The 25,179-nt window shown below is 73.0% G+C and carries 20 protein-coding genes; 10 read left to right on the forward strand and 10 right to left on the reverse strand.

Annotated elements, in window-relative coordinates:
* Positions 1–26: 26 nt before the first annotated feature.
* Positions 27–1,025, reverse strand: coding sequence for an alpha/beta fold hydrolase (locus JQN83_RS09310; protein ID WP_307799118.1), 999 nt, complete (start codon positions 1,023–1,025; stop codon positions 27–29).
* Positions 1,026–1,326: 301 nt separating this feature from the next.
* On the opposite strand from JQN83_RS09310, the gene JQN83_RS09315 reads away from it, so the two are divergent.
* Both JQN83_RS09315 and JQN83_RS09320 read left to right on the forward strand, forming a co-directional pair.
* A complete protein-coding gene (locus JQN83_RS09315; RefSeq protein ID WP_208566663.1) occupies positions 1,327–2,694 on the forward strand; it encodes an FAD-dependent oxidoreductase in 1,368 nt (455 codons plus the stop codon).
* Positions 2,695–2,867: 173 nt separating this feature from the next.
* The gene (locus JQN83_RS09320) at positions 2,868–3,827 is read left to right on the forward strand and encodes a hypothetical protein (protein WP_244252064.1); all 960 of its coding nucleotides are present in this window, start codon (positions 2,868–2,870) and stop codon (positions 3,825–3,827) included.
* Between the two features lie 149 nt (positions 3,828–3,976).
* Here the strand turns inward: JQN83_RS09320 and JQN83_RS09325 are convergent, their stop codons facing one another.
* Entirely contained in the window at positions 3,977–4,978 is a 1,002-nt protein-coding gene (locus tag JQN83_RS09325; protein ID WP_244252065.1) for a LacI family DNA-binding transcriptional regulator, read from the reverse strand.
* A gap of 205 nt (positions 4,979–5,183) precedes the next feature.
* On the opposite strand from JQN83_RS09325, the gene JQN83_RS09330 reads away from it, so the two are divergent.
* The 4 genes from JQN83_RS09330 (at position 5,184) to JQN83_RS09345 (ending at position 11,146) form a co-directional block, all read left to right on the forward strand.
* Positions 5,184–6,578, forward strand: coding sequence for an extracellular catalytic domain type 1 short-chain-length polyhydroxyalkanoate depolymerase (locus tag JQN83_RS09330; RefSeq protein WP_208566664.1), 1,395 nt, complete (start codon positions 5,184–5,186; stop codon positions 6,576–6,578).
* A 290-nt stretch (positions 6,579–6,868) separates the two neighbouring features.
* Complete coding sequence (locus JQN83_RS09335) at positions 6,869–7,936, forward strand: DUF8189 domain-containing protein (RefSeq protein WP_208566665.1); 1,068 nt, start codon at positions 6,869–6,871, stop codon at positions 7,934–7,936.
* Between the two features lie 117 nt (positions 7,937–8,053).
* Positions 8,054–8,752, forward strand: a complete 699-nt coding sequence (locus JQN83_RS09340) for an SDR family NAD(P)-dependent oxidoreductase (RefSeq protein WP_208566666.1) — start codon at positions 8,054–8,056, stop codon at positions 8,750–8,752.
* Between the two features lie 300 nt (positions 8,753–9,052).
* Positions 9,053–11,146, forward strand: coding sequence for a cellulose binding domain-containing protein (locus JQN83_RS09345; protein ID WP_208566667.1), 2,094 nt, complete (start codon positions 9,053–9,055; stop codon positions 11,144–11,146).
* Positions 11,147–11,204: 58 nt separating this feature from the next.
* Here JQN83_RS09345 and JQN83_RS09350 read toward each other — a convergent pair whose 3' ends face one another.
* The 4 genes from JQN83_RS09350 to JQN83_RS09365 form a co-directional block, all read right to left on the reverse strand.
* Positions 11,205–13,100, reverse strand: coding sequence for a CocE/NonD family hydrolase (locus JQN83_RS09350; RefSeq protein WP_244252066.1), 1,896 nt, complete (start codon positions 13,098–13,100; stop codon positions 11,205–11,207).
* A gap of 134 nt (positions 13,101–13,234) precedes the next feature.
* Positions 13,235–14,146 (reverse strand): sulfotransferase family protein, encoded by a 912-nt coding sequence (locus JQN83_RS09355; RefSeq protein ID WP_208566668.1) that lies wholly within the window; start codon positions 14,144–14,146, stop codon positions 13,235–13,237.
* A gap of 3 nt (positions 14,147–14,149) precedes the next feature.
* On the reverse strand, positions 14,150–15,187 hold the full coding sequence (locus JQN83_RS09360) for a sulfotransferase family protein (protein ID WP_208566669.1): 1,038 nt from the start codon (positions 15,185–15,187) through the stop codon (positions 14,150–14,152).
* The gene (locus tag JQN83_RS09365) at positions 15,184–16,428 is read right to left on the reverse strand and encodes a glycosyltransferase (RefSeq protein ID WP_208566670.1); all 1,245 of its coding nucleotides are present in this window, start codon (positions 16,426–16,428) and stop codon (positions 15,184–15,186) included. Before JQN83_RS09365 ends, JQN83_RS09360 begins: the two co-directional genes overlap by 4 nt.
* A 240-nt stretch (positions 16,429–16,668) precedes the next feature.
* On the opposite strand from JQN83_RS09365, the gene JQN83_RS09370 reads away from it, so the two are divergent.
* From JQN83_RS09370 to JQN83_RS09380, 3 genes are read left to right on the forward strand one after another with little or no spacing between them, the layout of a single operon-like run.
* Positions 16,669–17,604, forward strand: a complete 936-nt coding sequence (locus tag JQN83_RS09370; RefSeq protein ID WP_208566671.1) for a sulfotransferase family protein — start codon at positions 16,669–16,671, stop codon at positions 17,602–17,604.
* Positions 17,597–18,487, forward strand: a complete 891-nt coding sequence (locus JQN83_RS09375; RefSeq protein ID WP_208566672.1) for a sulfotransferase family protein — start codon at positions 17,597–17,599, stop codon at positions 18,485–18,487. The genes JQN83_RS09370 and JQN83_RS09375 overlap by 8 nt, the downstream gene beginning before the upstream one ends.
* Positions 18,484–20,034 (forward strand): hypothetical protein, encoded by a 1,551-nt coding sequence (locus JQN83_RS09380; RefSeq protein ID WP_208566673.1) that lies wholly within the window; start codon positions 18,484–18,486, stop codon positions 20,032–20,034. Before JQN83_RS09375 ends, JQN83_RS09380 begins: the two co-directional genes overlap by 4 nt.
* A gap of 257 nt (positions 20,035–20,291) precedes the next feature.
* Here JQN83_RS09380 and JQN83_RS09385 read toward each other — a convergent pair whose 3' ends face one another.
* Positions 20,292–21,068, reverse strand: coding sequence for a protein phosphatase 2C domain-containing protein (locus tag JQN83_RS09385; protein ID WP_244252067.1), 777 nt, complete (start codon positions 21,066–21,068; stop codon positions 20,292–20,294).
* Positions 21,069–21,103: 35 nt separating this feature from the next.
* Complete coding sequence (locus tag JQN83_RS09390; protein WP_307799119.1) at positions 21,104–21,982, reverse strand: sigma-70 family RNA polymerase sigma factor; 879 nt, start codon at positions 21,980–21,982, stop codon at positions 21,104–21,106.
* Positions 21,983–22,158: 176 nt separating this feature from the next.
* Here JQN83_RS09390 and JQN83_RS09395 point away from each other — a divergent pair, with 176 nt between their 5' ends.
* Positions 22,159–22,629 carry a hypothetical protein gene (locus tag JQN83_RS09395; RefSeq protein ID WP_208566675.1) on the forward strand — a complete coding sequence of 157 codons (471 nt, stop codon included), beginning with the start codon at positions 22,159–22,161 and terminating at the stop codon, positions 22,627–22,629.
* Positions 22,630–22,717: 88 nt separating this feature from the next.
* On the opposite strand, the gene JQN83_RS09400 is transcribed toward JQN83_RS09395, so the two are convergent.
* Both JQN83_RS09400 and JQN83_RS09405 read right to left on the reverse strand, forming a co-directional pair.
* Complete coding sequence (locus JQN83_RS09400) at positions 22,718–23,563, reverse strand: sulfotransferase family protein (RefSeq protein ID WP_208566676.1); 846 nt, start codon at positions 23,561–23,563, stop codon at positions 22,718–22,720.
* Positions 23,560–25,173 carry a flippase gene (locus JQN83_RS09405; RefSeq protein WP_208566677.1) on the reverse strand — a complete coding sequence of 538 codons (1,614 nt, stop codon included), beginning with the start codon at positions 25,171–25,173 and terminating at the stop codon, positions 23,560–23,562. The genes JQN83_RS09400 and JQN83_RS09405 overlap by 4 nt, the downstream gene beginning before the upstream one ends.
* Positions 25,174–25,179 lie beyond the last annotated feature (6 nt).

Raw genomic sequence — 25,179 nt, forward strand, 5'->3', positions numbered from 1 at the left:
CGACGTGCGGGGCACCGGGCCGTGGATCAGGCGGCGCAGCCGGCCAACGCCGGAGTCGGAGTCGGCGCCCCGGGCAGGCCGAGGAACAACCTGGTGCAGTCGATGAGGAACTGCGGGTTCTCCTCCGGGACCCAGTGGCCCGAGTCCGGTACGACGACCTGCCGCACGTCGGTGGCGACCTGCCGGTAGGAGGCGGCGACCCCGGGGCCGAAGGAGAATGCCGCGCCCATCGCCACCACCGGCACGGTCACCGGCTTGGCGGCGGCCTGCGCCCGGTTGTCGGCGATGTCGGCGTCGAACGCCCGGTAGTACTCGTAGCCGGCCGTCCGGTCGGCCGGGTCGCGGTAGGCGCGGTAGTAGACCGGCCGGTCGATGGTGTCGTGCTGGGACGAGAAGTCGAAGATCCGGTCCAGGTAGACCGGGACGTCGTCGTTGTCGATGAGCAGCTCGGGCGTCGGCGCCGGGGTGGCGTTGAACAGGAAGTGCCAGCTGCGGCTGTAGAGGTCCTCCAGGCCGAAGCCGGAGAGCGCGGTCTCGATGACGATCATCCGGGACACGTCGGCCGGGTAGTCCCGCGCCCACGGGTAGGCCACCAACGCGCCGACGTCGTGACCGAGCAACTCCACCCGGCCGAGGCCGAGCTGCTGGGTCGCGGCGTGCAACCGGCGGGCGGTGGTGGCCTTGTCGTACCCGCCGACCGGCGCGGCGGAGTCACCCAGACCGGGCAGGTCGAACGCGACGACCGTCCGGCCGGCGCGCAACGCCGGCAGCACCGGCCGCCACGCCTGCCAGGTCTGCGGCCAACCGTGCAGCAGCACCAACGCCGGTCCGCTCCCCCCACGTACGTAGTGCAGCCGGGTCCCCTCGACCTCGACGAAGCCGTGCCGGAACCCGGGGGGCAGCGCCCGGTCGGCCGTCCCGGCCGGACCGGGCGGACCGGCGACCGCGTTGGGGGCGGCCACCAGCAGGAGCACGAGCCCGGCCACGGCGGCGACGACCCGACGCCACGGGTGGCGGCGCGGCACCGGGGCACCGGCAAAGACGGACGTTCGCGGGAAGCGGCGCACGAGGAGTCCTTTCGTCCGGATCAGCACTGTCAGGTGACGCGGAGGCCGCGGCGGGGCAGGCCCCGACCGGCCCGTACCGGACCGGGCGACGGCGCTCCGGCGGGTCGGTACGGTCGCCCCGCAACACGTCGTACGACGACGGATGGGATTCGCGCCGTCGCATCATGTCACCCTTCCCCGGTACGGTGACCACGTCAATGGTCGATGAAGCGCACGTTGCGAGACGACAGGACAGCGGCCGTACGCCTAGCGTCGGAGCATGGCGACCGACAGCGCGGTGGTGGTCGGCGCGAGCATCGGCGGGCTGCTGGCCGCCCGTGTGCTCAGCGAGACCCACGGCCGGGTCACCCTGGTCGACCGCGATCCCCTGCCCGAGCAGGCCGCCAGTCGACGCGGGGTGCCACAGGGCCGGCAGCTGCACGTGCTGCTGGACCGGGGACGGCAGGTGCTGGAGGAACTGCTGCCCGGGGTGACCGACGAGCTGGTCGCGCTCGGTGCGCCCCTGATCGACCTGCACGGCGACGTGCGCTGGTACAACGACGGTTACCTGATGCAGCCGGCGGCGTCCGGACTGCGGGCGATCGGGGTGGGCCGCCCCCTGCTGGAGCAGGTCATCCGCAACCGGGTGGCCGCGTTGCCCGGGGTGACCATCCTGCCCGGCCACGAGGTCACCGCCCTGACCACCACGCCGGACCGGCGACGGGTGACCGGCGTACGCGTGCACCGCCGGGCCGACGGCCCCTCGACCACCCGGGAACTCTCCGCCGAACTGGTGGTCGACGCCGGTGGGCGGGGCACCCGCAGCCCGGTGTGGCTGGCAGAACTCGGCTACCGCCCCGCCCCGGAGGAACAGGTGCCGGTCGGGCTGACCTACGTCACCCGGCTCTACCACCGTCAACCACAGCAGCTCGACGGGCTGCTCGGGGTCCTCACCAACGCGGTGCCCGGTCGTACCCGCGGTGGGATCGTGGCGGTGCAGGAGCAGGACCGGTTCGCGGTGGCCCTCAGCGGCATGTTCGGCGAGGAACCGCCGCTCGACGACGCCGGCCTGCTCGCCTACGCCGACAGCCTGCCGGCACCGGAGATCGGCGCGTTGCTGCGGCACGCCCGACCGCTCGGTGCGCCGGCCCGGATGCGGTTCCCGGCCAGCGTCCGCCGCCGCTACGAGCGGCTGCGCCGCTTCCCCGCCGGTTACCTGGTCTTCGGCGACGCGCTGTGCAGCTTCAACCCGATCTACGGGCAGGGCATCACGGCGGCCGCGTTGCAGGCGGTGGAGCTGGCCCGGCTGCTGCCCGCCGGGCCGCACGGGCTGGCCCGGCGGTTCTTCCGGCGGGCGGCCCGGGTGATCGACATGCCGTGGTCCATCGCGGTCGGCACCGACCTGCGCTTCCCCGAGGTCCCCGGCCCCCGGTCGGCGCGGGTCCGGCTGACCAACGCCTACGTGCACCGGCTGCACGCCGCCGCCACCGCGAACCCGACGCTCGGTGCGGCGTTCCTGCGGGTGCTCAACCTGGTCGACCCACCGCGCCGGCTGCTCGCGCCGACGGTGGCGGCACGGGTGCTGCGCGGGTCGGACGGTTCGGCCCGACGGTTCGACAGGCCGACCGAAGTCGGCACGCTCGAATAAGACCGCACCGGTACGCGTCGGCATGCTGTGAGCGGGCAGCGGTCGCTGCCCGGCGGGTGCGACGACACACGGCGTCACCCGTCAGGCCTGGGGCCCGGTGGGCCGGGCGCCTGCCGGGTCGGGTCGCTGTCGGTCGGCCGTGGGCCCGCCCGGATCGGCAGAGACGAGGCACCATGGCCCTGCGAGAAAGTCCCGAGTCCCCGGCCCCCCGCCGGCCGGTGTCGCCGACGCCGGTGCGACCGGTCTCACCGGCACCCGCCCGGCACGGCACCGCCGCCCTGGTCAGCGCTGTCGCCGGGGTGCTGTTGGCGGTGCTCTGGTCGTTCGAGCTCGTCGACTCGGTCATCGGTGACACGGTGGCCAACAACCTGCTCGGCCACGACGCGAAGGCGACGGCGATCGGCGGCACCGGCGCGGGGCTACTGTTCGCCTTCGTGTCCGGGTTCGCCGGCACCTTCACCGCCTGCAACATCGCGATGGTCGCGTCGGTGGGTCCGCTGAGCCAGGCCGGATCGCCCACCGGGCTGCGCCACCAACTGCGTACGCTGGTCCGCCCGGTGGGCTGGCTGGCACTGGGGATGATCGCGGTCTCCGCGACGTACGGCGCGGTGGGGGTGCTGATCGGCGACGGCCTGCCGCAGCTGTCCACCGAGACGGTCGGTGGCATGCCGGTCCGGCTGATCCAGTCGTCGGTGGTCTTCGGGGTGATCGGGTTGGTGCTCGCCCTGCTCGGGCTGGGTGCCCTCGGGCTGGTGCCCGACGTGTTCGCCCGGCGGCCGGTGGCCCGGGTGGTGCTCATCGGGGCGCTGATCGGCGGTTTCCTCATCGGACGGCCGTACCCGCTGTTCAACAAGCTCTTCCACTGGGCGGTGGAGACCGGCAACCCGCTGTACGGCGCGGCGGCGTTCACCCTCCAGTCGCTGGGCAACATCGTCATCGTGACGCTGCTCTTCGTCGTCGTCGTGCTGGTCACCCGGGGAGGCTTCCTGCGCTGGATGACCGACCCGACCCGCTCGGCGCTGGTCACCGGCGCCCTGCTGGTCGCCCTCGGCGTCTTCACCGTCGTCTACTGGGACCTCCGGGTCCCGGCGATCTTCGGCATCGGCTGGTTCCCCACCATGCCCTACAACTGACCCACCCCGCTCCCCTCCCTCCCCTCCCCCTCCCCGCCGCCAACCCCGTTGATCAAGAGGTTTGCGTCATCGTTGATCTCCAACCTGACGCAAACCTCTTGATCACCGCCGCCAGGCGGGGGTGGGGTGGGGTGGGTGGGGGTGGGGGGTTAGGTGGGGGGTGCGGTGACGCTGGAGCGGTGGACCAGGGTGGGGGCGATGGTGTGCCGTTCGACCGCTCCCGGGCCGGCCTCGATCTGGCGTAGCAGCATCGCCAGGCCGGCGCGGGCCACCGCGTCGAAGTCGGGGCGCACGGTGGTCAACGGCGGGATGAAGTACGCCGCCTCCGGCACGTCGTCGAAGCCGACCACGCTGATCTCCTCCGGCACCCGACGCCCCCGCTCGCTCAGCGCCCGCAGCACCCCCAGCGCGAGGTGGTCGTTGGCCGCGAAGATCGCCGTCACCTCCGGCATCCGGGCCAGCATCTGCCCGCAGCGGTAGCCGGACGCCGCGCTCCAGTCGGCCGACAGCACCGGCGGCACCTCCGCGCCGGCCGCCCGCAGCGCCGCCCGCCAGCCCTCGACCCGCCCGGCACTGTCGAACCAGTCCGCCGGGCCGGAGACGTGCCACACCGTGCGGTGCCCGGCGTCCAACAGGTGCCGGGTGGCCAGCCCGGCCCCCGCCGCCTGGTCGACGGTGACCAGCGCCGCCTCCCGGGCCGGATCGCCGTCGACGGTGACCAGCGGCACCCCGTGCGGCAGGTGGTCGAGCGCCTCGTCGGCCGAGGCCACCGGGGCGATCACCACGATGCCGGCGACCCGGTGGTCGAGGTGCCGCTCCACGGCGGCGGAGATGGACCGCCGGTCGAGGGTGCTGACGCTGCCGACGCTGACCGCGAAGCCGGCCGACGCGGCGGCCTGCTCCAGGGCCGCCAGCAGCGACGCCGGACCGTACAGGGTGCTGTTCTGGGCGACCACCCCGATCAGCTGGGAGCGGCCGGTGACCAGTGCCCGCGCCGCCCGGTTCGGTCGGTAGCCCAGCTCGGCGATGGCCGCGCGGACCCGTACCCGGGTCTGTTCCCGGACGTTCGGGTGGTCGTTGAGCACCCGGGAGACCGTCTGGTGGGAGACTCCCGCGAGGCGGGCGACGTCCGTCATCGCAGGACCACGCATGGGGTCATTATCCACTGGCGTGGTCCCGCCGTTCGCCGGTGTCCACGCCCGGCGGCGACCGGAAGTTCCGGTGGTACGGGTCGCCTTGCGAGCCGACGACAGGCTAACGATACTCATGGATGTTCCTGAGCCGGACATGATCGAGCCGCCGGGCAGCCTCGATCGGTAGATCCGTATGTCCGCGATCCTCCGGAGGAACCCGCCCATGAGATCCAGGATCAAACTGCTCGGCACCGCCCTGGTCGCCGCCGCGCTCACCGCGCTGGCCGCGATCGCCGCCCCCACCCCGGCCTCGGCGGCGGCGCTGACCCAGGTGACCAACTTCGGGGCCAACCCGAGCAACCTCCAGATGTACCTGTACGTGCCGAACACCGTGGCTCCGCGACCGGGCCTGCTGGTGGCGGTGCACTACTGCACCGGCAGCGGCCCGGCGTTCTACTCCGGCACCCAGTACGCGGCCCTGGCCGACCGGTACGGCTACATCGTCATCTACCCGTCGGTGACCCGCAGCAGCAAGTGCTTCGACGTCTCCTCCCCGCAGGCGCTGCGCCGCGACGGGGGCAGCGATCCGGTGGGCATCAAGTCGATGGTCGACTACGTCCGGGCCCGGTACCCCGTCGACCCCAACCGGATCTTCGCCACCGGCACCTCGTCCGGGGCGATGATGACCAACGTGCTGCTCGGTGACTACCCGGACGTGTTCGCGGCGGGTGCGGCCTTCGCCGGGGTGCCGTTCGGCTGCTTCGCCACCACCGACGGTTCGGAGTGGAACAGCCAGTGCGCCAACGGGCAGGTGACGAAGACCGCGCAGCAGTGGGGCGACCTGGTCCGCAACGCCTACCCGGGGTACACCGGCAAGCGGCCCCGGATGCAGTTGTGGCACGGCACCAACGACGAGACCCTGCGCTTTCCGAACTTCGGCGAGGAGGTCAAGCAGTGGACCAACGTGCAGGGGTTGAGCCAGACGCCGACGTTCACCGACACCCCGCAGGCCGGCTACACCCGTACCCGGTACGGCGGTAGCGGCGGCACCGCGCCGGTCGAGGCGATCAGCATGCAGGGGGTGACGCACAACCTGCCGGTCGACGCGGCGCAGGCGATCCGGTTCTTCGGCCTGGACGCCCCGCCGACCACCACCCCGCCCCCGACCACGGCACCGCCGACCACCCCGCCCCCGACCACTCCGCCGCCCACCACCACGCCGCCTCCGACGACGCCGCCGGTGCCGACCACCACGCCGCCGACGCCGTTCCCGCCCACGCCCACCACCCCGGGCCCGGGGGCCGAGTGCCGGATCGCCTACACCGTGAACGCCTGGAACACGGGCCTGACCACCGCGATCACGATCACCACCCTCAGGGACACCGGGATCAACGGCTGGAACCTGGCGTTCACCCTGCCCGCCGGGCAGACCATCACCAGCGGCTGGAACGCGACCTACTCGCCGACCAGCGGGGCGGTCACCGCCACCAACGTCTCCTACAACGGCTCGATCCCCCCGGGTGGCTCGGTCAGCATCGGCTTCCAGGCCAACCACACCGGCAACACGGCGAAACCGCCCTTCTTCACCCTCAACGGCTCCCCCTGCGCGGTCGTCTGACCACACCCACCGGCGGTGATCAAGAGCTTTGCGTCAGGAGAACCGCTCCGGATGACGTAAACCTCTTGATCACCGCCGCCACTGCCGGCGGCGGCGGTCCGCACTAGGGGGTGGGGGTGGTTTGGTGGATGTGGGGACGGGGGTGGGTGGATAGGGTGGCGGCGACGGGGGGGGGTCGCCCGGGGATGCGGGGCGGCGGCCGGCGCGGCAACGGGCGGGTTCGCCGCCCGGTGGGCCAGCCGCAAGCGACCGAGCCGTCGTCACCACCGGTCGTCCACAAGGGAGAATGCATGCGTCTGAATCGATCGATGAAACTGGTGCGGCACCGGTTGCCCGCGTTCGCTCTCGGTCTGGGCGCGGTCACCCTCGTCGCCACCCCCGCCGCCGCCGTGCCGGCGGGCGTCCACCCGGCGGGCCCCGCCACGGGCGTCGCCTCCGCAGCCGCCCGTCCGGGCGACGCGGCGGCGCAGGCCCGCACCGTGGGCACCGCCACCCGCCCCTCGGCTGCGCGGGCGGCGGGCTGGACGCCGGTGCCGGGTACGGCGCAGGCGCGGTCCGCGCCGGCCACCGCCACCTACGGGGGCGACCTGCACGTCTTCGTGCAGGGCCCCGACGGGCAGGTACGGGTCGACCGGTACGACACGAACACCGACGCCTGGTCCGGCTGGTCCACCGTCCCCGGTGACGCCATGGCGACCTCGGCACCGGCGGCTGCCGTCTACGGCGGGGAACTGCACCTGTTCGTGCAGTCCGACCAGAAGATCCGCACCAACCGGTACGCCCTGGACACCGGCGCCTGGTCCGGCTGGAGCACGGTCGGTGGCACCACGTCCGCGTCGTCGGCCCCGTCCGCCACCGTCTACGGCGGCCAACTGCACCTGTTCGTCCGGGGCGCGAACGGCAAGGTCCGCACCAACCAGTACACGCTGGACACCGCCGCCTGGTCCGGCTGGGCAACCCTGGCCGGCCCGACCGGTGCCAACTCGGCCCCGTCCGCCGCCATCTACGGCGGTGACCTGCACGTCTTCGTCCGGGGCACGAACGGCAACGTGCGCACCAACAGGTACTCGCTGGCCACCGGGGCCTGGTCGGGGTGGAGCGACGTGCCCGGCACCGCGCGTGCCGCGTCCGCGCCGGCCGCCCTGGTCTACGGTGGCGGGCTGCACGTCTTCGTCCGCACCGGCGGCGACGACCTGCGTACCGCCTGGTATCTGCAGGACTCCGGCGCGTGGACGGGCTGGAGCACGGTCGACGGCCCGGGCCAGACGATCTCCGCCCCGGCGGGAAGCGTCTACGGCGGTCTGGTGCGGCTCTTCGTCCGGGGTGCCGACGACGAGATCTACCAGGGCCAGCCCTGACGGTTGCCGCTCCCACGCCACCCCGTCCACCGACCCGGTGGGCGGGGTGGCGTCGTGTCGCGGGCCGGGCGGTGGTGTGCGCAGTCCGGGCCGGACGGTGGTGGCTAGAGTCCGGGCATGGATGCGCAGGGGCGACGGGCGGTCGTGGTGGGCAACAGCGACGGCGTCGGGCTGGCCCTGACCCGGCAACTGGTGGCGGCCGGCTGGACGGTCGCCGGGGTGTCCCGCAGCGGCAGCGACCTGACCGCCCCCGGGTACACCCACAACGTCGCCGACGTCACCGGCGACGCCTACCGCACGGTGCTGGCCGGGGCGGTCGACCGGCTCGGCGGGGTGGACGTGTGCGTCTACGCGGCGGGGGTCGGTGAGTTCTTCGACCTCGGTGACCTGGCGGCGCAGACCAGGGCGTTGGAGGTCAACCTGATCGGTGCGGCGCGCACCGTGGAGGTGGTCGTGCCGGCGATGGTGGCCGGCGGCGGCGGGCACCTCGTGGGCCTGTCCAGCCTCGCCGACGCCGCCCCGTCGGCCCAGGCCCCCGGGTACGCCGCCGCCAAGGCGGGGTTGACGTCGTACCTGGTGGGGTTGCGGGGCGCGCTGCGCCCGCACGGGGTGCGGGTGACCGTCGTGCGGTTCGGGTTCGTCGACACCAAGATGGCGAAGTCACCGGTCAAGCCGATGCTGCTCAGCGTGGAGCGGGCCGCCGACGTGGTGCGCGACTGCCTGCGTACCCGGCCGGCGGTCGTCTCCCGGCCCCGGCGGATGGCCGCGGTGGTGCGGGTGGCCGGGGTCGCGGCGAGGGTGGCTGCCCGGCGTTGAGCCGTCCCGGCCGGGCGACCGGGCCGACCGGCGGCACGGCACGGCACCACCCGGGCCCACCGCCTTGAATTCGCGACGATCGTCGTGGGATTCTGATGCGTCGATGGCTTGCCGCGCGCGGGGCTGACAGTCGTCCAGGGCAACCGGGAGCCGTTGGGTTTCCGGGGGACGGCGACAAGCACGACGGAACGACGCCAGCACTCCCGTCCATCAGTCCCGCCCGCCGTCTCGACGCCCTCGTGGGCGACGCAACCCCGACCGGCCGGGCGGTGTGCTGTGGTGACCCACGAAGGAACCCGTATGAACAGAGATTCCGCCCCGTCGTCGCGCCCGTCGCGTCGCCGGGAGCGCTGGACGGCGCTCGCCGCGAGCCTGCTGCTCGCCACCGGTGGGCTCGCCGTGACCGGCCCGTCGCCCGCCGACGCGGCGGCGGACCCGGTGGCGGTGACCGTCAACGCCAACGCGGGGCTGGCCACCGTGCCGGCCACCGCGTTGGGCGTCAACCACGCCATCTGGGACTCCCAGCTCGGCACGGCCGAGACGTCGGACCTGCTCAAGGCCGCCGGGGTGCGGATGATGCGCTACCCGGGCGGCTCGTACGCCGATATCTACCACTGGCGTGACCACACCGCGCCCGGCGGGTACGTCGCACCGAACACCGACTTCGACACGTTCATGGCCGCCGCCCGGCGGGTCGGCGCGCAGCCGATGATCATCGCGAACTACGGCACCGGCTCCCCCGCCGAGGCCGCCGACTGGGTGCGCTACGCCAACGCCACCAAGGGGTACGGCGCGAAGTGGTGGACGGTCGGCAACGAGAACTACGGCAACGGGCACTACGGGTCGGCCTGGGAGGCCGACGACCACCCCGACAAGAGCGCCAGCCAGTACGCCCGGCTGGTGGTCGACTACGCCGACGCGATGAAGGCGGTCGATCCGACGATCAAGGTCGGCGCGGTGCTGACCATGCCGGGGAACTGGCCGGACGGGATCACCGCCGGCAGTGACCCGGGCCCGTGGAACCGGACCGTGCTCTCCCTCGCCGGCCCCAAGATCGACTTCGTGGACGTGCACTGGTACCCCGGTGGCACCGCCGCCGAGTCGCTGGCCCGTACGGCCCACATCGACGAGGCGGCCCACCTGCTGCGCGACCAGCTCACCCGGTACGCCGGCCCGAACGCCGCCCGGATCGGCATCAGCTTCACCGAGCTGAACGTCGGCACCGGGCAGAACACCCAGCCGGGTGCGCTGTTCCTCGCCGACGCCTACAGCGACCTGCTGGAGAACGGCGTCTTCACCGTGCAGTGGTGGAACGTGCACAACGGCATCGGCACCGTGTCGCAGGTGGGCGGGCAGACCGACTACGGCGACTTCGGGCTGCTGTCCAGCGGCGGGTGCACCGCCGACAACTCGGTCTGCGAGCCGCCGCTGAACACCCCGTTCGCGCCGTACCACGGGCTGTCGATGATGAACCTGTTCGCCCGACCGGGTGACCAGTTCGTCCGCGCCGCCACCGACGAGCCGCTGGTCACCGCGCACGCCGTGCGGCGGGCCGACGGGGATCTCGCGGTGCTGCTGGTCAACAAGGACCCGGACAACGCCCACCCGGTCACCATCGACTACGCCGGCTTCACCCCGTCGGCTGCCGCGCCGACGACGTACTCGCTGACCAACGGGGCGTCCGGCGTGGTCACCGGGCAGTCGGGCAGCGCCGCCAGCGCGACGCTGCCGGCGTACTCGCTGACCACGCTGGTGCTGCGGCCCTCGTCCCCGGTCACCGCGCACCCGGCCCCGCCGGGGCAGCCGACCGCGAGCGGGGTGACCGACCGGTCGGCGACGATCTCCTGGTCGCCGGCCCCGCCGAAGGGCGCCCCGATCGCCAAGTACGAGGTGTACCGGCAGAACGGCACGGTCAGCGAGCAGCTCGGTGAGACGGCCGGCACCTCGTTCACCGTCGACAACCTCGTCCCGGGCACCCGGTACACGCTCAACGTGCTGACCCGGGACACCGCCGGGAAGGTGTCCTGGTCGTCGTCGCCGGTCACGTTCACCACCGCCGGCCCGGCCGAGAGCACCTGCACCGTCCGGCTCACCACGGCCAGCGACTGGGGCAACGGCTGGGTCGGCAACGTCGAGATCGTCAACAACGGGGCGAACCCCGTCGACGGTTGGACGTTGACCTGGAGCTGGCCGACCGGCTGGCAGCAGGTGAGCAGCGGCTGGAGCGCCACCTGGACGCAGACCGGGCGTACCGTGACGGTCGCCAGCACCGACGACAACCGGCGGATCGCCGCCGGTGGCAGCACCACCGCCGGTTTCGTCGGGGCCTACAGCGGCCCGAACGTCCCGCCCACCGGTTTCGTGCTCAACGGCACCCCCTGCACGGTGGGGTGACCGGGGCCGGGTGGCCGTCGGCGCAGCGGTGCTGCGGCGGCGGCCACCCGGGGAGCGGTCAGAGACCTGCCGCGTGGGCGGCGGGGGTGCCGCCGACCACCGGAAGAACGATCTTGCTGCTCTTCAGGGCGACCTGGATGTTCGCGGCGGTGGTGTCCGCCTGGCTGGAGTACTGCGGGTAGCTGGCCACGATGATCACGCCGATCCGGTGGCCCGGCTTGAACACGTAGTCCTCCGGCAGCAGCGGGAAGGTGAAGTTGTACGACTCCCCCACCACCAGCGGCACGGCGGTGCGGATCGACTGCCGGTTCTGGGCGTCCATGATGCCCTTGGTGACCAGCTCGTAGTCGGCCGTGGCGACCCGCTTGGCGGTCTGCTTGTAGCAGCCGTCGTCGGTCGGGCTGTTCAACCCCCAGCAGTCCTCCGTGGCCAGGGTGACGATGCCCTCACCGGAGGCCCGGTGCGCCACCCGCTCGTCGGTGCCGTAGTCGACCAGGATCGCCCCGAAGTTGGTGTCGGTCTGGTCGGCCGAGGCCCGCAGCTGCACCGTCGGCGTGCCCGAGATGTGCAGGGGCGCGGTCAGCGGCGCGGACAGGAACGCCAGCCGGTTCGGCTGCACGGTGTCCGGGTTGAGGATCATGGTGTTCTGGCTCTGGGTCCGGCTGTCCTGGAACGCGCCGGTCGCCGGCTTGGTCGTCGGCACCAGCTTCAGGCCCCCGGCCCCGGTGCTGCCGGGCTGGAGGAACACCTCGGTGTCGGCCTTACCGGGGATCGGCCAGTCGGCGTGGGTCTCCCACACGTCGGCGGCCCGCTCCAGGTCGACCCGGGGCTCGTCCATGATGCCGTTGGCGACCCCGTGCAGCCAGAAGTCGAACCACCGGTGCAGGGTGGACACCCACACCGCGCGCCGCGAGTCGAACGGGTCGACGTGCCCCTCCTGGGAGAGCCACAGCTTGCGCTGGACGTTGTTCTCCGCCAGGGCGTACCAGAACTTGCTGAAGTGGTCCGCGCGGACGTTGTCGTCGTTGAGACCGTGGTAGAGCAGCACGCTGGCGGTCATGTTGGGGACCTTCTTGACGTAGCTGCGCTCGTTCCAGAAGGCGGTGTAGTCACCGGTCTCGTCGCCGTCGGCGGCGGCCATCGCGTCGCGTACCGGTTTGCAGTACTCCCGCCGCTCCGGGTTGGTGACCGTGTTGGCCAGCGACGCCACGTAGCTGTTGCCCCGGGTGACCACCCCGTTGCTGCGCACGTAGTCGTAGTACTCGGTGGGGCCGCTGATCGGCACCACCGTGGTCAGGCCCTTGACGCCGGTCACCGCCGTCGCCATGGCCAGCGAGCCGTCGTACGACTTGCCGATCATGCCCGACTTGCCGTTGTGCCAATCGGCGGTGACCACCTGACCGGCGGCGTTGCGCGCGGTGGCCCGGCCGTTGAGCCAGTTGATCGCCTGCTTGGCGCTGAGGTTGTCCTGGTTGGCGTTGGTGGTGGGGCAGCCGGTGGAGTTGTTGGTGCCCACCATGTCCAGCAGGATCACCGCGTAGCCGCGCGGCACGAAGTAGTTGTCGTAGAACAGCGGCCACTTGTCGAGCAGGCCGTCGCCGTCCAGGTCGGCCTTGCACTCGGACTCGTTGCCCCGGCAGACCGTCGAGTAGTACGGGCTGGCGTCCATGATGACCGGCACCTTGAGGCCGTTCGCGGTGGCCGCCGGTCGCATCAGGTCGAACGCGATGATGTCGCGCAGACCGTCGTTGTCGCTGTCGAAGGTGGAGTCGATGAACAGGCGTTCCCGGATGGCGTCGCCATAGCCGAACACCGGCTGGGTGACCCCGTCCTGGACCACGATCGCCGGTACGTCCTGCGCCGCCAGCGCCTGTGGTGCCGCACCCAGGGCGGCGAGCACCATCGCGGACAGTGCGGCCACCCCGGCGCGGAGGGGTGTTCCCAATCGAGCCATGCGGTCTCCTTGAATCTCGGCGAGACCGCGCACGTTATGGGCCGACCGACCGGCACCACCACCTGCACCTGTAGGAACTTTGCCCCGCCCGCCCCGACGACACCGGCCGGGCGGGCGGGGGGCGGGCGTGCCGGTCAGTCCCGGTAGCCCCACTGCCGCAGCGGCTTGTCCAGCACCCGCTCCACGGCGGCGAGCTGCGCGTCGCCCAACTCCTCGTGGTAGGCGGCCTGCCGCCCGGCGTGGAACCGGTAGCGTCCGAAACCCCGCTCGAACGCCGGTGACCAGTCCAGGCCGAGGAAGTCGAGCATCCGGGCCACCTCGGCGCGCGGGTCGGCGAGCAGATCCTCGTAGCGCACGTCGAGCCACTGGCCCTCGGGGTGCACGGCGCGGGCCTCGGCGAAGGAGTCCATCAGCATCTTCCAGCCCAACGCGGCGAGCACCGGGAACGACCTGTCGTATTCCTCCCACTCCTGGCGCAGGTCGGTCGGCAACGGCCCGAGGAACCAGTTGTCCGGCCCGCGCCAGCCGTCCCACCAGCCCATCTGGAGCCAGGAGTTGGTCACCGCCCGACCGTCGCGGACCACGTTGACCACCCGCAGCTGCGGGTAGCCGGCCCGCAGGAACCCGGTGCGCGGCCAGCCGGTCACGTGGTGCAGCAGCAGCCGGCAGCCCTGCCGTTCGATCCGGGCGTCGAAGAAGGCCCGCAGCCGCCGCCGCAGGTACGGGGTGAGGTCCTCGGCCGTCAGGTCCCGGCACGGGCGGGAGAAACCGGCCACCACGTGCCGGTCCAGCAGGTCGTACGCCTCCGACGGGGCGACCCGCAGCCGACCCTTCTCCAGCAGCCGGCGGCTGTGCCGCAGCGACGTCATACCCGCCGGGCGGGGCGCGGAACGCCGGTACAGCGGCCCGTTGAACCGGCCGGCCAGGTTGAGCAGGGACAGCTTGTCGTCGACCCCGGAGACGAACCCGACCCCGGGATGCCGGGACAACAGCTCCTGCACCAGCGTCGACCCGCACCGCCCGGTGCCCACCACCACCGCCAACATCGCTCAGCCCTCCTCGTGCCCGGTCGACCCCGCCCGCCCGACGCCCACCGACCGTCCACCGGTCGCAGCCGGCCCACCCCGCGCGGGCCGCCCCGCCCCGGCCGGTGCCGGGACGCCGCGCCGCCACGGGTAGCCGAACCGGCGCAGCCCCGGCGCGGTGAGCCCGGTGACCAGCGCGTACGACCAGCGGGACAGGTCGCGCCGCCACTGCACGTCGGCGGTGATCGGCACCGGACCGGTCCGGTGCCGCGACGGGTTGCCGGCCACCGAGTGCGTCGGCGTCAGCCGTACCGTCGCCGGGCCGGTGAACGGGCCGCCGTCGGGGTCGACCCCGGCGAAGGCGACGATCCGGCGCAGCGTCGCCTCCGGGTCGGCGGTCAGGTCCTCGTAGCGCACCCGCAGGTAACCCGCCGGTGCACGGTCGGCCCACAGCCGGACGGTCACCGTGTTCCAGACCAGCCAGAGCAGGGCCGCCTTCCACACCGGCGGTCGGCTCATCAGCTCCGGGTCGGTGTCGCCGTCGAGGCCCCGGCGACGACGCCAGGAGAAGGCGGTGGCCCGGGGGTCACGCACCAGGTGCAGCACCCGCAGCTCGATGCCGGGCAGCGCGCCGAGCAACGCCCCGTACGGGGGCAGCTTCGACGAGTCGACCACCACCCGCGCCCCGGTGTGCCGGGCCACGGCCGCGTACAGGTCGGCCAGCACCGCGTCGTCGGGGTGCGCGGGCACCGGCCGGAGACCGCGGCGGTGCCGGCGCAGCAGCGCGGGCAGCCCGCGCATCCGCAGCCGGCCGCGTAGCCCGGCGGCGATCGCGGCGGCCCGGTCGGTCGGCAGCTCCCGGCGCACCCGGTCCCACAGCGGGCAGTCCCGCAGCGGCCGGCCACAGCCGCAGGGCCGGTTCTCCAGCTCCCCGCGCTGCCACAGGTACCGCAGCTCCCCGGCGGCGAAGACCCCGTCGTACTGGCCCAGCACGGTGGTGACCAGGGTGCTGCCGCTGCGTCCGCTGCCGGCCAGGTAGAGCACCCGCACCGGCGGGTTCACACCGGCTCCCGCACGGCCTGCGCGGCGCTCGCGTAGACCTCCCGCAGCCGGGTCAGGTGCGCCTGCGGGGAGAAGTCCCGCTCCACCCGCGCCCGACCGGCCCGCCCCATCCGGTACGCCCGCTGCGGGTCGGCCAGCACCCGGTGCAACCCGGCGGCCAGCGCGACCGGGTCGTCGGCGGGCACCACCTCACCGTCCACCCCGGGGGTCACCAACTCCGGCAGGCCACCCAGGTCGGAGGCGACCACCGGAACCCCGCAGCCGTACGCCTCCAGCACCGCCATCGGCTGGTTCTCGTTCCACCGCGACGGCACCGCCACCACCGTGGCCGAGCGGACCAGCTCGTGCAGCCGGGCCTTGTCCAACCGGCCGTGGAACCGGACCCGGCCGGGGGCCCGCCGCCGGGCCAGCTCGGTCAGCCCGTCGCGGGCCGGGCCGTCACCGGCCACCTCCAGCACCACGTCGTCGGGCAGCCGGGTGAGCGCCTCGATCAGCACGTCGACGCCCTTCTCGGCGGCCAGCCGACCGGCGAAGACCACCGGCCCGCCGGGTGCCGTCTTGACCGCCGTCGCGGCGACGTCGACGAAGTGCGACACCACGTGCATCCGGTCGGGGAAGACCCCGGCCCGGCGCATCACGTCCGCCAGGAACCGGCTCGGGCTGACGAACGCCTGCACCGGCCCGTACGCCCGGGTGGTGCGGTGCAGCCACGACTCGACGGCGAGCAGCGAGCTGGCCCCGAACGAGCCGTCCTTGCAGCGGCGGCGGGCCGCGCGCAGCGGACCGCCGGTCACGCAGGCGTCGCAGACCGCGCCCCGGTCGAGCATCTGGTAGCTGGGGCAGGCCAGCTTGTAGTCGTGCAGGGTCATCACCGCCGGCACCCGGGCGGCGCGCACCGCGGCCAGCACCGACGGGGAGAGCTGATGGTAGATGTTGTGCAGGTGGACCACGTCGGGCCGGAACTCGTCGAGTACCCGGGCCAGGCCCCGCCGGCTGGCCGGCGACCAGATCATCCGGGCCGCGACCGCCGCCCGGGCGCCCGCGCCGCGTGGCGTCGGGTCCAGCTCCACGTGGGACGGGAAGTGCCTGGCGTACGGGGTGGGCGCGTCGTTGTCCGGGTGGGTCATGCCGAAGAAGGCCACCTCGTCGCCGTCGCCCCGTTGCAGCTCGGCGACGTCGAGCAGGTAGCCCTCGGCGCCGCCGCGCCGGTAGAGGAACTTGTTGACGTGGAGGACACGCATCGGCCTGCTCCGGAGGTGGCTGCTGGGGTCCGTCGGGGGTCGGGAGGTGGGGTGGTCGCCCCGGACAGCAGCGGTGACCAGGGGCCCCACCGTATGCAACACCGGTGTCGTGAGTCCAGCTCATGATCCCCAAGTAGCCACACGGCCCATCGCCGGCTGACCACACGGCCACGTGGTCAGCCGCGATGATCTGCCGGTACCGTGTGCCCCACCCCGCCCGACGTGCCCGAGGAGGACCCGGTGCCCCACCCCGACGAACCTTCGGCGCTGGCGTACACCGCCCGTCGGGTCCGCCGGCACCTGCGCTGGGCGCGTACCGAGGGCATCCGGCGACTGGTCGAGGAGGACCGGCTCGACCCGGTCGACCGGGCCCGCACCGCCCTGGCCAAGTGGCGCTGGCGACGGACCCATCCCGGGCCGCCCGGCCGGGCCGTCCCGGTCTACCTGGTGGGCCTGCAACGCTCCGGCACCAACATGCTGACCCGGGGGTTGGACGCCGACCCGTCGGTGGAGGTCCGCAACGAGAACGACCGGGTGGTGTTCCACCGTTTCCGGCTGCGCCCCGACCCGGTGCTGACCGCCGTCATCCGGCGCAGCCGGCACCGGTACGTGCTGGTCAAGCCGCTGTGCGACACGCACCGGGTGGACGAGCTGCTCGACCTGTCCGGGGTCGCGCCGGGGCGGGCGCTGTGGGCGTACCGGGACGTCGACGACCGGGCCCGCTCCGAGGTGGCGAAGTTCGGTGACGCCAACCTGCGGGCGTTGCGGGCGATCGCCGACGGCACCATCGGGGACCGCTGGCAGGGGCAACGCCTGGACCCGTCGACGCGGGAGCTGGTCGCCGGCTTCGACCACGACCGGATGACCCCGCACACCGCCGCCGCCCTGTTCTGGTACGTCCGCAACTCGCTGTTCTTCTCGCTGGGCCTGGCCGACCGCCCGGACACCCTGCTCTGCTCGTACGACGCGCTGGTCGCCGACCCGGCCGGGTACACCCGGCGGTTGTGCGCCTTCCTCGACCTGCCGTACGACCCGGTGTTGCACGCGCACGTCGGCGTCCGCAGCCCGGCGCGGCCCCGGCTGGACATCGACCCCCGGGTACGGGCGCTGTGCACCGAGCTGACCGGCCGGTTGGACGCGTCGGCCGGCCGACCCGAGGCGGTGGAGCATGGCTGACCCCACCGACCCGGCCCCGCACACCGCACCGGACCCGCAGGCCCGGCCCGCACGGACGGCCGACCCCGCACCGGGCCCGCAGGCCCGGCCCGCGCCGGACGCGGCAGCCGGGGCGGGGCGGCCGCAGGGGCCGATCTTCCTGGTCGGGTGCCAACGGTCCGGCACCACGATGCTGCGGCTGGTGCTCGACTCGCACTCCCGGGTCAGCTGCGGCCCGGAGACCCGGTTCCTGGCCGACATGCAACGCATCGTCGGGCGGGACTGGGAGCGGCTGTCCCGCTTCGGGTTCCCCCGCGATTACTGGCTGGGCCGCATCGCCGACTTCTTCGGCGGCATCCAGGCCGACTACGCCCGCTCCCGGGGCAAGACCCGCTGGGCCGACAAGACCCCGCTGTACGCGCTCTCCATCGACTTCCTGGCCGAGGTCTTCCCCGACGCGCAGTTCGTGCACGTCGTGCGGGACGGCCGGGACGTGGTGGTGTCGCACCGCAAACGGTTCGGCTACTGGTCGGCGGTCAAGTGCGTGGTGAAGTGGCCGCGCTACATCCGGATCGCCCGCGCCGCCGGGGCCCGGCTGCCGGCCGACCGCTACCACGAACTGCGCTACGAGGAGACGGTCACCGACCCGGAGAAGGCCATGCGTGGCCTGTTCGAGTTCCTCGGCGAACCCTGGGAGGCTGGCGTGCTCGACTACGACGGCAAGCAGCACGACGTGGCGGGCAAGTACACCGCCGAGGCGGAGCGACGGCGGGCCGCCGCCGGCACCGACGCCCCGATCTACGGTTCCCGGGTCGGCACCTACCGCCGGGAGCTGGACCCCTTCCTGCGGGTGCTGGTCCGGGTCTTCTCCGGCGCCACCCTGCGCGAACTGGGCTACCGGTGAACCGCCGGGACGGGTCGCCGGGGCGGCGGGCGGCCGGACCACCGGCGACCGGCCGGGCCGGGTCGTCGGCACACCGCCGGGCCGGGCGGCGGATGCTGATCGCCGGTGCGCTGCTGTTCGCCCTGGTCGCCGGGGCGGCCTGTTCGGACGATCCCGCTCCTGCACCCCGGCCCGCCCCCTCGGTGACCGGGCCGTCGGCCGGTGCCAGCGGTACGCCGCTGCCGGCCGGTGCGCCGGTCCGCAACCCGTTCGGCGCGCACTGGGACTTCTCCCGGCACGACCAGTTCGTGCCCTACCTGGAGAAGCTCACCGGCTCGACGACGTACCACGAGCTCAGCTGGTGTGACATCGAGAAGACGCAGGGCAGCCCGGACTTCGCGGCGGTGGACCAGATCGCCGAACGCAGCCGCAAGCTCGGCATCACCCTGCACCTGAAGATCCGTACCGGGGTGTGCTGGGCGACCGGCGGGACGGCGAAGTTCACCCGGGGCCAGGCCAACAAGACCGAGTCGGCGATGCCGACGGACCTCGCCGCCTACCAGAACTTCGTCCGCACGCTGGTGCAGCGGTACGCCCCGTACGGCGTCGGCGAGTACGCCATCGAGAACGAGGTCAACGCGCAGCAGTACTGGGCGGGCAGCCCGGAGGACTACCGCCGGCTGGTCACCGCCGCCGCCGAGGCGATCCGGTCGGCCGACCCGAAGGCCAAGGTGGTCGACTCGGGCATGAGCAGCGTCGCGTACGGGATGGGGGTCGCCGACCGGTTGCTGCGCGCCGGGCAACCCGACCAGGCCGTCGCCGCGTACCAGGCGTACTTCCAGCGGCGGATCGGCACCCGGGGGCGGCTGATCCCGGCGGTGAACGACCCGACGGCGTTGCGCACGGCGTTGGACAACGCGCAGAACTCCCGCAACCTGGCCTACCTCGCGGTCACCGAGAAACTGCTCGACGACCGGGTGGTCGACGTCCGGCAACTGCACTTCTACGAGCACTTCTCCGGGGTGCCGGCGCTGCTGGACTACCTGCGGGCCGAGACGCCGTCCGGTGTCCCCGTGCAGGCGTGGGAGGTCGGCCAGTTCTGGAAGGACGGCGACGACGACGCCGCGGCCCGGGGCGACGAGATGGTCAAGGTGGTCAGCATGCTGGTCGCCGGGGGCATCCACGAGGTGCTCTGGTTGCCGCTGGCGTACAACCCGAACAACCGGGCCGGTGCGGAGGTCCGCTACGGGCTGCTCGACCCGGACGGCACCCAACGGCAGGCCGGCGCGATGATGGCCGCCCTGGCGGCGGCGGCCCGGGACGCGACCGTCGAGCCGGTGAACGGCAAGGGCCTGACCGGGGTGGCGTTCCGGCGGGGCAAGGAGAGCACCCTGGTGGTCTGGTCGACCTCCAACGGCACCGTGTCGTTGCCGGCCACGGGCGGGGTGACCGGGGGGCCGGTCGGTGCCGACCCGACCGCCCGCACCGGTGCGCTGCCGATCGGCCCGAGCCCGGTGCTGGTGCGGGCGCAGGGTGACCCGGCCAGCGTCCTCGCCCCGATCCGCTGACCGGCTCCCCACCGCACCCGGTCCGATGGTAGGTGCGGTGGGGCCCCGGCCGGTGCTCTCGGGGGGCGGGCGGTGTGCGGCGGGCGCGGGTGAGTCCGGTGGACTCCCATGATCACAGTGCGATTTTGCGCACTGTCCTCGGCGTGTCGTCTACCTAATCGCCATCTGTTCATGGTCCCGCACGTTGGCGCAGCGGCGTTCACCCCGGCGACGGGGCGTGGCCCGCTCGCTCACCAGGTACGGGGCCAGCCGAGCAGTCAGCCGGTGCAGGCGTAGACGGCGGTGGCGTCGTCGCTGCACTTGTTGCGCGGCCAACGCAGGCACGCCGGATCCGCGGCCTCGCTGGCGCGCACCCGGCGAATCAGTGCCACCGGGCCTTCCCGGTCGAGAACATCGAGGACGTCGGCCCAGGTCAACAGGTCGAACAGGGCCACCGGCCGGGCAGCGCCGTCGGTCAGCACGGCCACCCGCCGTACGTTGTCGAGCGGCACGTCGCCGGTGATCGCATAGCTGGCGGCGGTCGGGTCGGCGGCGGCCACCCAGTAGCCCCCCGGCCGGTTCCGGGCAGCCAGTTCGGCATGCTTCATCCGCAACAGCGCGGCCTGCTTCGCCACTGTGCCGAACGGGTGACGGTTCACCTCCTCCCGTTCGGCACGCGCCGTCCCGTCCACCCGGTCGTCTGTGACGACCCGGATGCCGTCGGCGGTGTCGATGACGACCGTCACGTCACCGAGCACCAGGAACTCCAGCGAGCCGTCGCGGGGCCGCAGCACTGCGATCGCGGCGGACGGGGTGCCCGGATGGTCGAGGTCGCACGAGTGCCGATGCTGCTCGGCGACGCTGCGGATGCCTTGGGCCAGGGCGTCGGCCAGCGGGGTGTCCCGATCCACAGCGAGGCCGGCGAGCGCTGAGCCGAGCTTCGCGGCGTACCAGGCGACGCCGTGTTCGCAGCCGGTGCCGGTACGGGCGGTGGCCCCGTCGAGCACGAGGATGAGGCGCTCTCCGGCAACAGCCCAGTCCTCGTTGGGCACCATCGGGTCACCCGCTTCCGACGCGGTGCAAACGCGCATCACGACCCCCCTTCGCCCCGGTGGATCGACGTCAGGGCCTCAACCTTCTCGATCGTCCGCTTTCGCGGGTCGTAGGTGCAGGCAACCAGGAGGGAGAAGCGCCGGTTCTTCACCTCGCGGTACAACTCGTCGAGGTGGTCGTGCAGGTATCGGGCGACACCGAGGGTGCCCATCGCGTGAATGCCGGCGAGATACAGGAACGTGCCGCGCCCATCAGGTCGGGGAAGTCGACCGAGGTAGCCGTAGTCGACCGGTTCACCCGAGTCTGACGGCGAGCGAAACGCCTCGCCGGTCTGGTGGTTCACCAGGTAGTGGCCGTCGTCGTCCGCGCAGAATCCGAACCTGGTGTCGGCGGCGACCACCTGACCCACGAACGGCAGTATTCGGGGGCTGCCGATCACGATGAGGTTGGCGCGGTTGAGGTCGACCATGCCGGGCGGCGGGATCACCTTGTACTCGGACGTCAGACCAAGACGCCGGGCAAGAACGGACAGTTTCTCGTACGCGGCGAGCATCTCCGCTGACACCACAGCGTACGGATCCTGTTTGCCAGCCTCGAACTTGCCGCCTACGGCGATGGTCAGCTCGCCGGTGCCGAGCATCGCCCGCTCCGGGCGCGGGCCCGAGGACAGGAGCTGACTCACCCGGGCGCGGGTCATCCCGACGACTCCGGCGATCTGCGTCTGGGTCATGCCCTGCGACACCATCTCGTCCAGCGCCGCACGGCGCAGCCTGGACAGCTCGTTGACCGCTGCCTGGTGCTCATCGATAAGCTCGCTGGCTTTGCGCGCTCTCGCCCCCGGGTCACGGATCTCCACTACTCCGGAATGGCTGATCTCCACGGGCCTCTCCAGCTCACCGGTCTTGTCAGGCGACACGACACGAAGCCTAACCCATCGTTAGAGGCCTTGACCCCTGTAAGTGCCCTTGCATACCGTGGTGATGCCCGCTCTGTTTCCTCCTGTCCACAAGGGGTGCCGGAGCGCAAGAAGGCCTCGACGGGATTGCGGCCCGTCGAGGCCAGACGCATCGACCCTCTGCGAAAGGAACGACGATGCCCGTGCAGCCTATCGTTCGCTCTGATCCGTCCGGATCAGACAGCACCTCGACGCCCTCGATCGCCGGGCCGCTGGCTGCCCTGGCACCCCATCCGGACGCGAGTCTGTCCGTGATGCTCGACGAGGCCATCCTGTTGGCTGCCCTGTCCAACGGCGAACTGGCCGTCGCCATCCATGCCGCAGGCCTTCCTTCGGATACTGCGGACCTGTCCACCGATCAGATCAGGGCACTCGCGGTCACCGGGATCGCCCTCCTGGGGCTGGCGGAAGCCCGCCGGATCAACGACGAGTCCCGGCTCGTCAATGTCGCCTACTGCACCAAGGCTCGCGACGACGCCTCGGCCGACGTACGCGCCGAGGTGACCGCCCACCACCGGATCTGGGGCACCTGGCGGCGGGAGCAAACGGCCACGGATCTTGCCTACCGGCTGTCCAGCCAGCGGACCATAGGCCACCGACTCGGGTAACCGGACGTCGACTCGATCCTGACTCTGCCAACGCGGGCCACGCCCCGTCACGCCGCTACGGGCAGTTGACGGGGCGTGGCCCGCTCGCTCACCAGGTACGGGGCCAGCCGAGCAGGTCGGCGAGGCGGGCGTTGTGCGGGGCGAACCCGGCGGCCAGCTCGGCCCGTAACGCCGGGGTGAGCTGGGACGGGCCGGTGTCCGCCCGGCGGGTGTGCCGGGCGAACTCCGCCGGGGTGAACGGGGCCAGCCCGAGGAAGCGCAGCACCCCCGCGTAGGTGGTGGCCGGGTCGGCGTACAGGTCCTCGCTGCGGATCACGTGCAGCCGGTCGGCGGGCAGGTGGGCGTACCAACGGTCGAGCTGTTCGGCGTAGCGGCCCCGGGCGGCGTAGGAGAAGTTACGCAACGCGTGGTGCGCCGCCGGGGTGTCCGGCCCGTCGGCCAGCGCCCCGGCCAGCCGCCCTGACTCGGCGGCCAGCGCCTCGGCGAAGCCCAACGGCTCCAGCCCGTACGAGCGGGTGTGCAGGTAGTGCGAGTAGGCCCGCTCGACCGGGTCGCGTAGCAGCGCCACGAACCGGGCTTCGGGCAGCGTCGCCGCCACCCGGGCCGGCACGCTGGGGTGGAACAGGTAGTAGGGGCTGGCCTCGAAGCTGCGCCGGCCCGGGGCGGCCGGCGGGAAGTGCGCCCGGTACCAGCGGGTCCCCCGCCCGAAGTGCAGGCTGAAGAACTGGAGTTCCTTGCCGGTGGCGGCCCGCACGTCGGGATGCGCGGCGAGGTAGTGGTGCAGCGAGGTGGTGCCGCACCGCTGCCCGCCGATGATCAGGAAGTCGGGCAGTGCGCCGACCCGGCCGGGCCGCGCCGCCCGCGCCCAGGCGCGGGTGCCGCGTACCACCCGACGGAGCCGGTCCACGGCGACCCGGCGCGGCCCCGCGCTCACCGCGACACCGCCCGGCCGGAGGTGTCCCGGCCACCCCCGCCCACCCCGGAGGGGGGCGGACTGTCGTCGGACGGGACGCCGCCCGGGACGTCCCCGGCGGCGGTGTCGGGCGGGACGCCGCGACGGCGGCGGGCCAGGGTGCGCAGCACCATCAGATCCTCCCGGCTGAGCCCCAGCGCCAGCACCGTCCCCAGGTAGACGGCGACGATCGCGGTCAGCCCGGCGACCGGCCGCCACGGCCAGCCCGGCACCAGCCAACGCACCAGCAGCCCGGCGGCCAGCGCGGCGGCCCCGGCGGCGAGCCCCTTGGCCATCCCGACGGTGAACGGCAACGCGCCGGTCAGGTGGCGGACCTGCACCACCCGGGCGATGTTGACCACGATCAGCGAGGCGCTCCACGCCGCCGCCGCGCCGACGATCCCGTACGCGGGGATGAGCCACAGGTTGAGCAGCACGTTGAGCACCAGGGCGACCAGGTTGTCGGCCATGTTGAGCGCCACCCGGCCGGACATGTTCAACACCGTGCCGCACGGGCCGGTGGCCGCGTTGACGAGCTGGCCGAGGGCGAGGATCACGGTCACCGCCGCACCGGTGGCGACCTCGCCGCCGAAGACGCGCAGCAGGTCACCGGGGAGGACCAGCAGCGCCACGAACGCCGGCAGCGACAGCCGCACCACCCAGCCGGTGGCCACCGCGTAGACCCGGCGGACGTCGTCGAGGTCCCCCCGGTGGTAGAGGTGCGCCAGGTACGGGCCGAACGCCGCGTTGACCGGCGCGAGGACGAAGATGGCCACGGTGACCAGCCGGGTCGCGACGTTGTAGACGCCGATCTCCGGGTTGGCGAAGAAGCCGAGCAGCAGGGTGTCGACCCAGATCAGCCCGGTCGACGACAGCGACGACACCCAACTGACCGTGGAGAAGCGGAACAGCTCCCCCGGCCGGTGCACCGGGCGGGCCGGCGGCACCCGGCGCACCAGCCGGGCCAGCGCCAGCAGGGCGAGCAGGGCGGCCGACCAGCCGGCCACCACCAGCGCCCAGAACGCCCCGGTCAACCCGGCCCCGGTGACCAGGGCGAGCACGGTGAGCAGCAGCCGGGTGCCCGGCTCGTAGAGCTGACCGATGAAGGTGTACGGCCGCTGGGTGCGCCAGCCCCGGGTCGCCGCCAGCGCCGCCTCACAGATCGTCGACGCGGGCAGGGTCAGCGCGACCAGTCGTAGGCCGGTGACCAGTCCCGGGTCGTGGAGCCGGTTGGCGAGCCACGGTGCCCCCCAGGCCAGGGCCCCGGCGAGGACGACCGACGAGCCGGCGGAGACGGCCAGCCCCAACCGGACGGTGCCACGCAGTGCCGGGGCGTCGTCGTCGGCCAGGTGCACCGCCACGAACCGGGTCAGCCCGGCCCGGAACCCGGACAGCGACAGCAGCCCGGCCAGCGACAGCACCGCGTAGCACTGGGCGTACCGGCCGACCTCCCGGATGCCCAGCACCCGGGCCAGCAGCAGCATGACCAGGAAGACCGCCGCCTGGCTGAGCAGGGCACCGAGCAGGTTGAGACCGCCACCCCGGGCCATCCCCCGCACGTGCTGGTCGCCCCGGGTGGACGCTTCGGTCACCCCGGC

This window comes from Micromonospora antibiotica (assembly GCF_017599305.1).
GTDB classification, from domain to species: Bacteria; Actinomycetota; Actinomycetes; order Mycobacteriales; family Micromonosporaceae; genus Micromonospora; species Micromonospora antibiotica.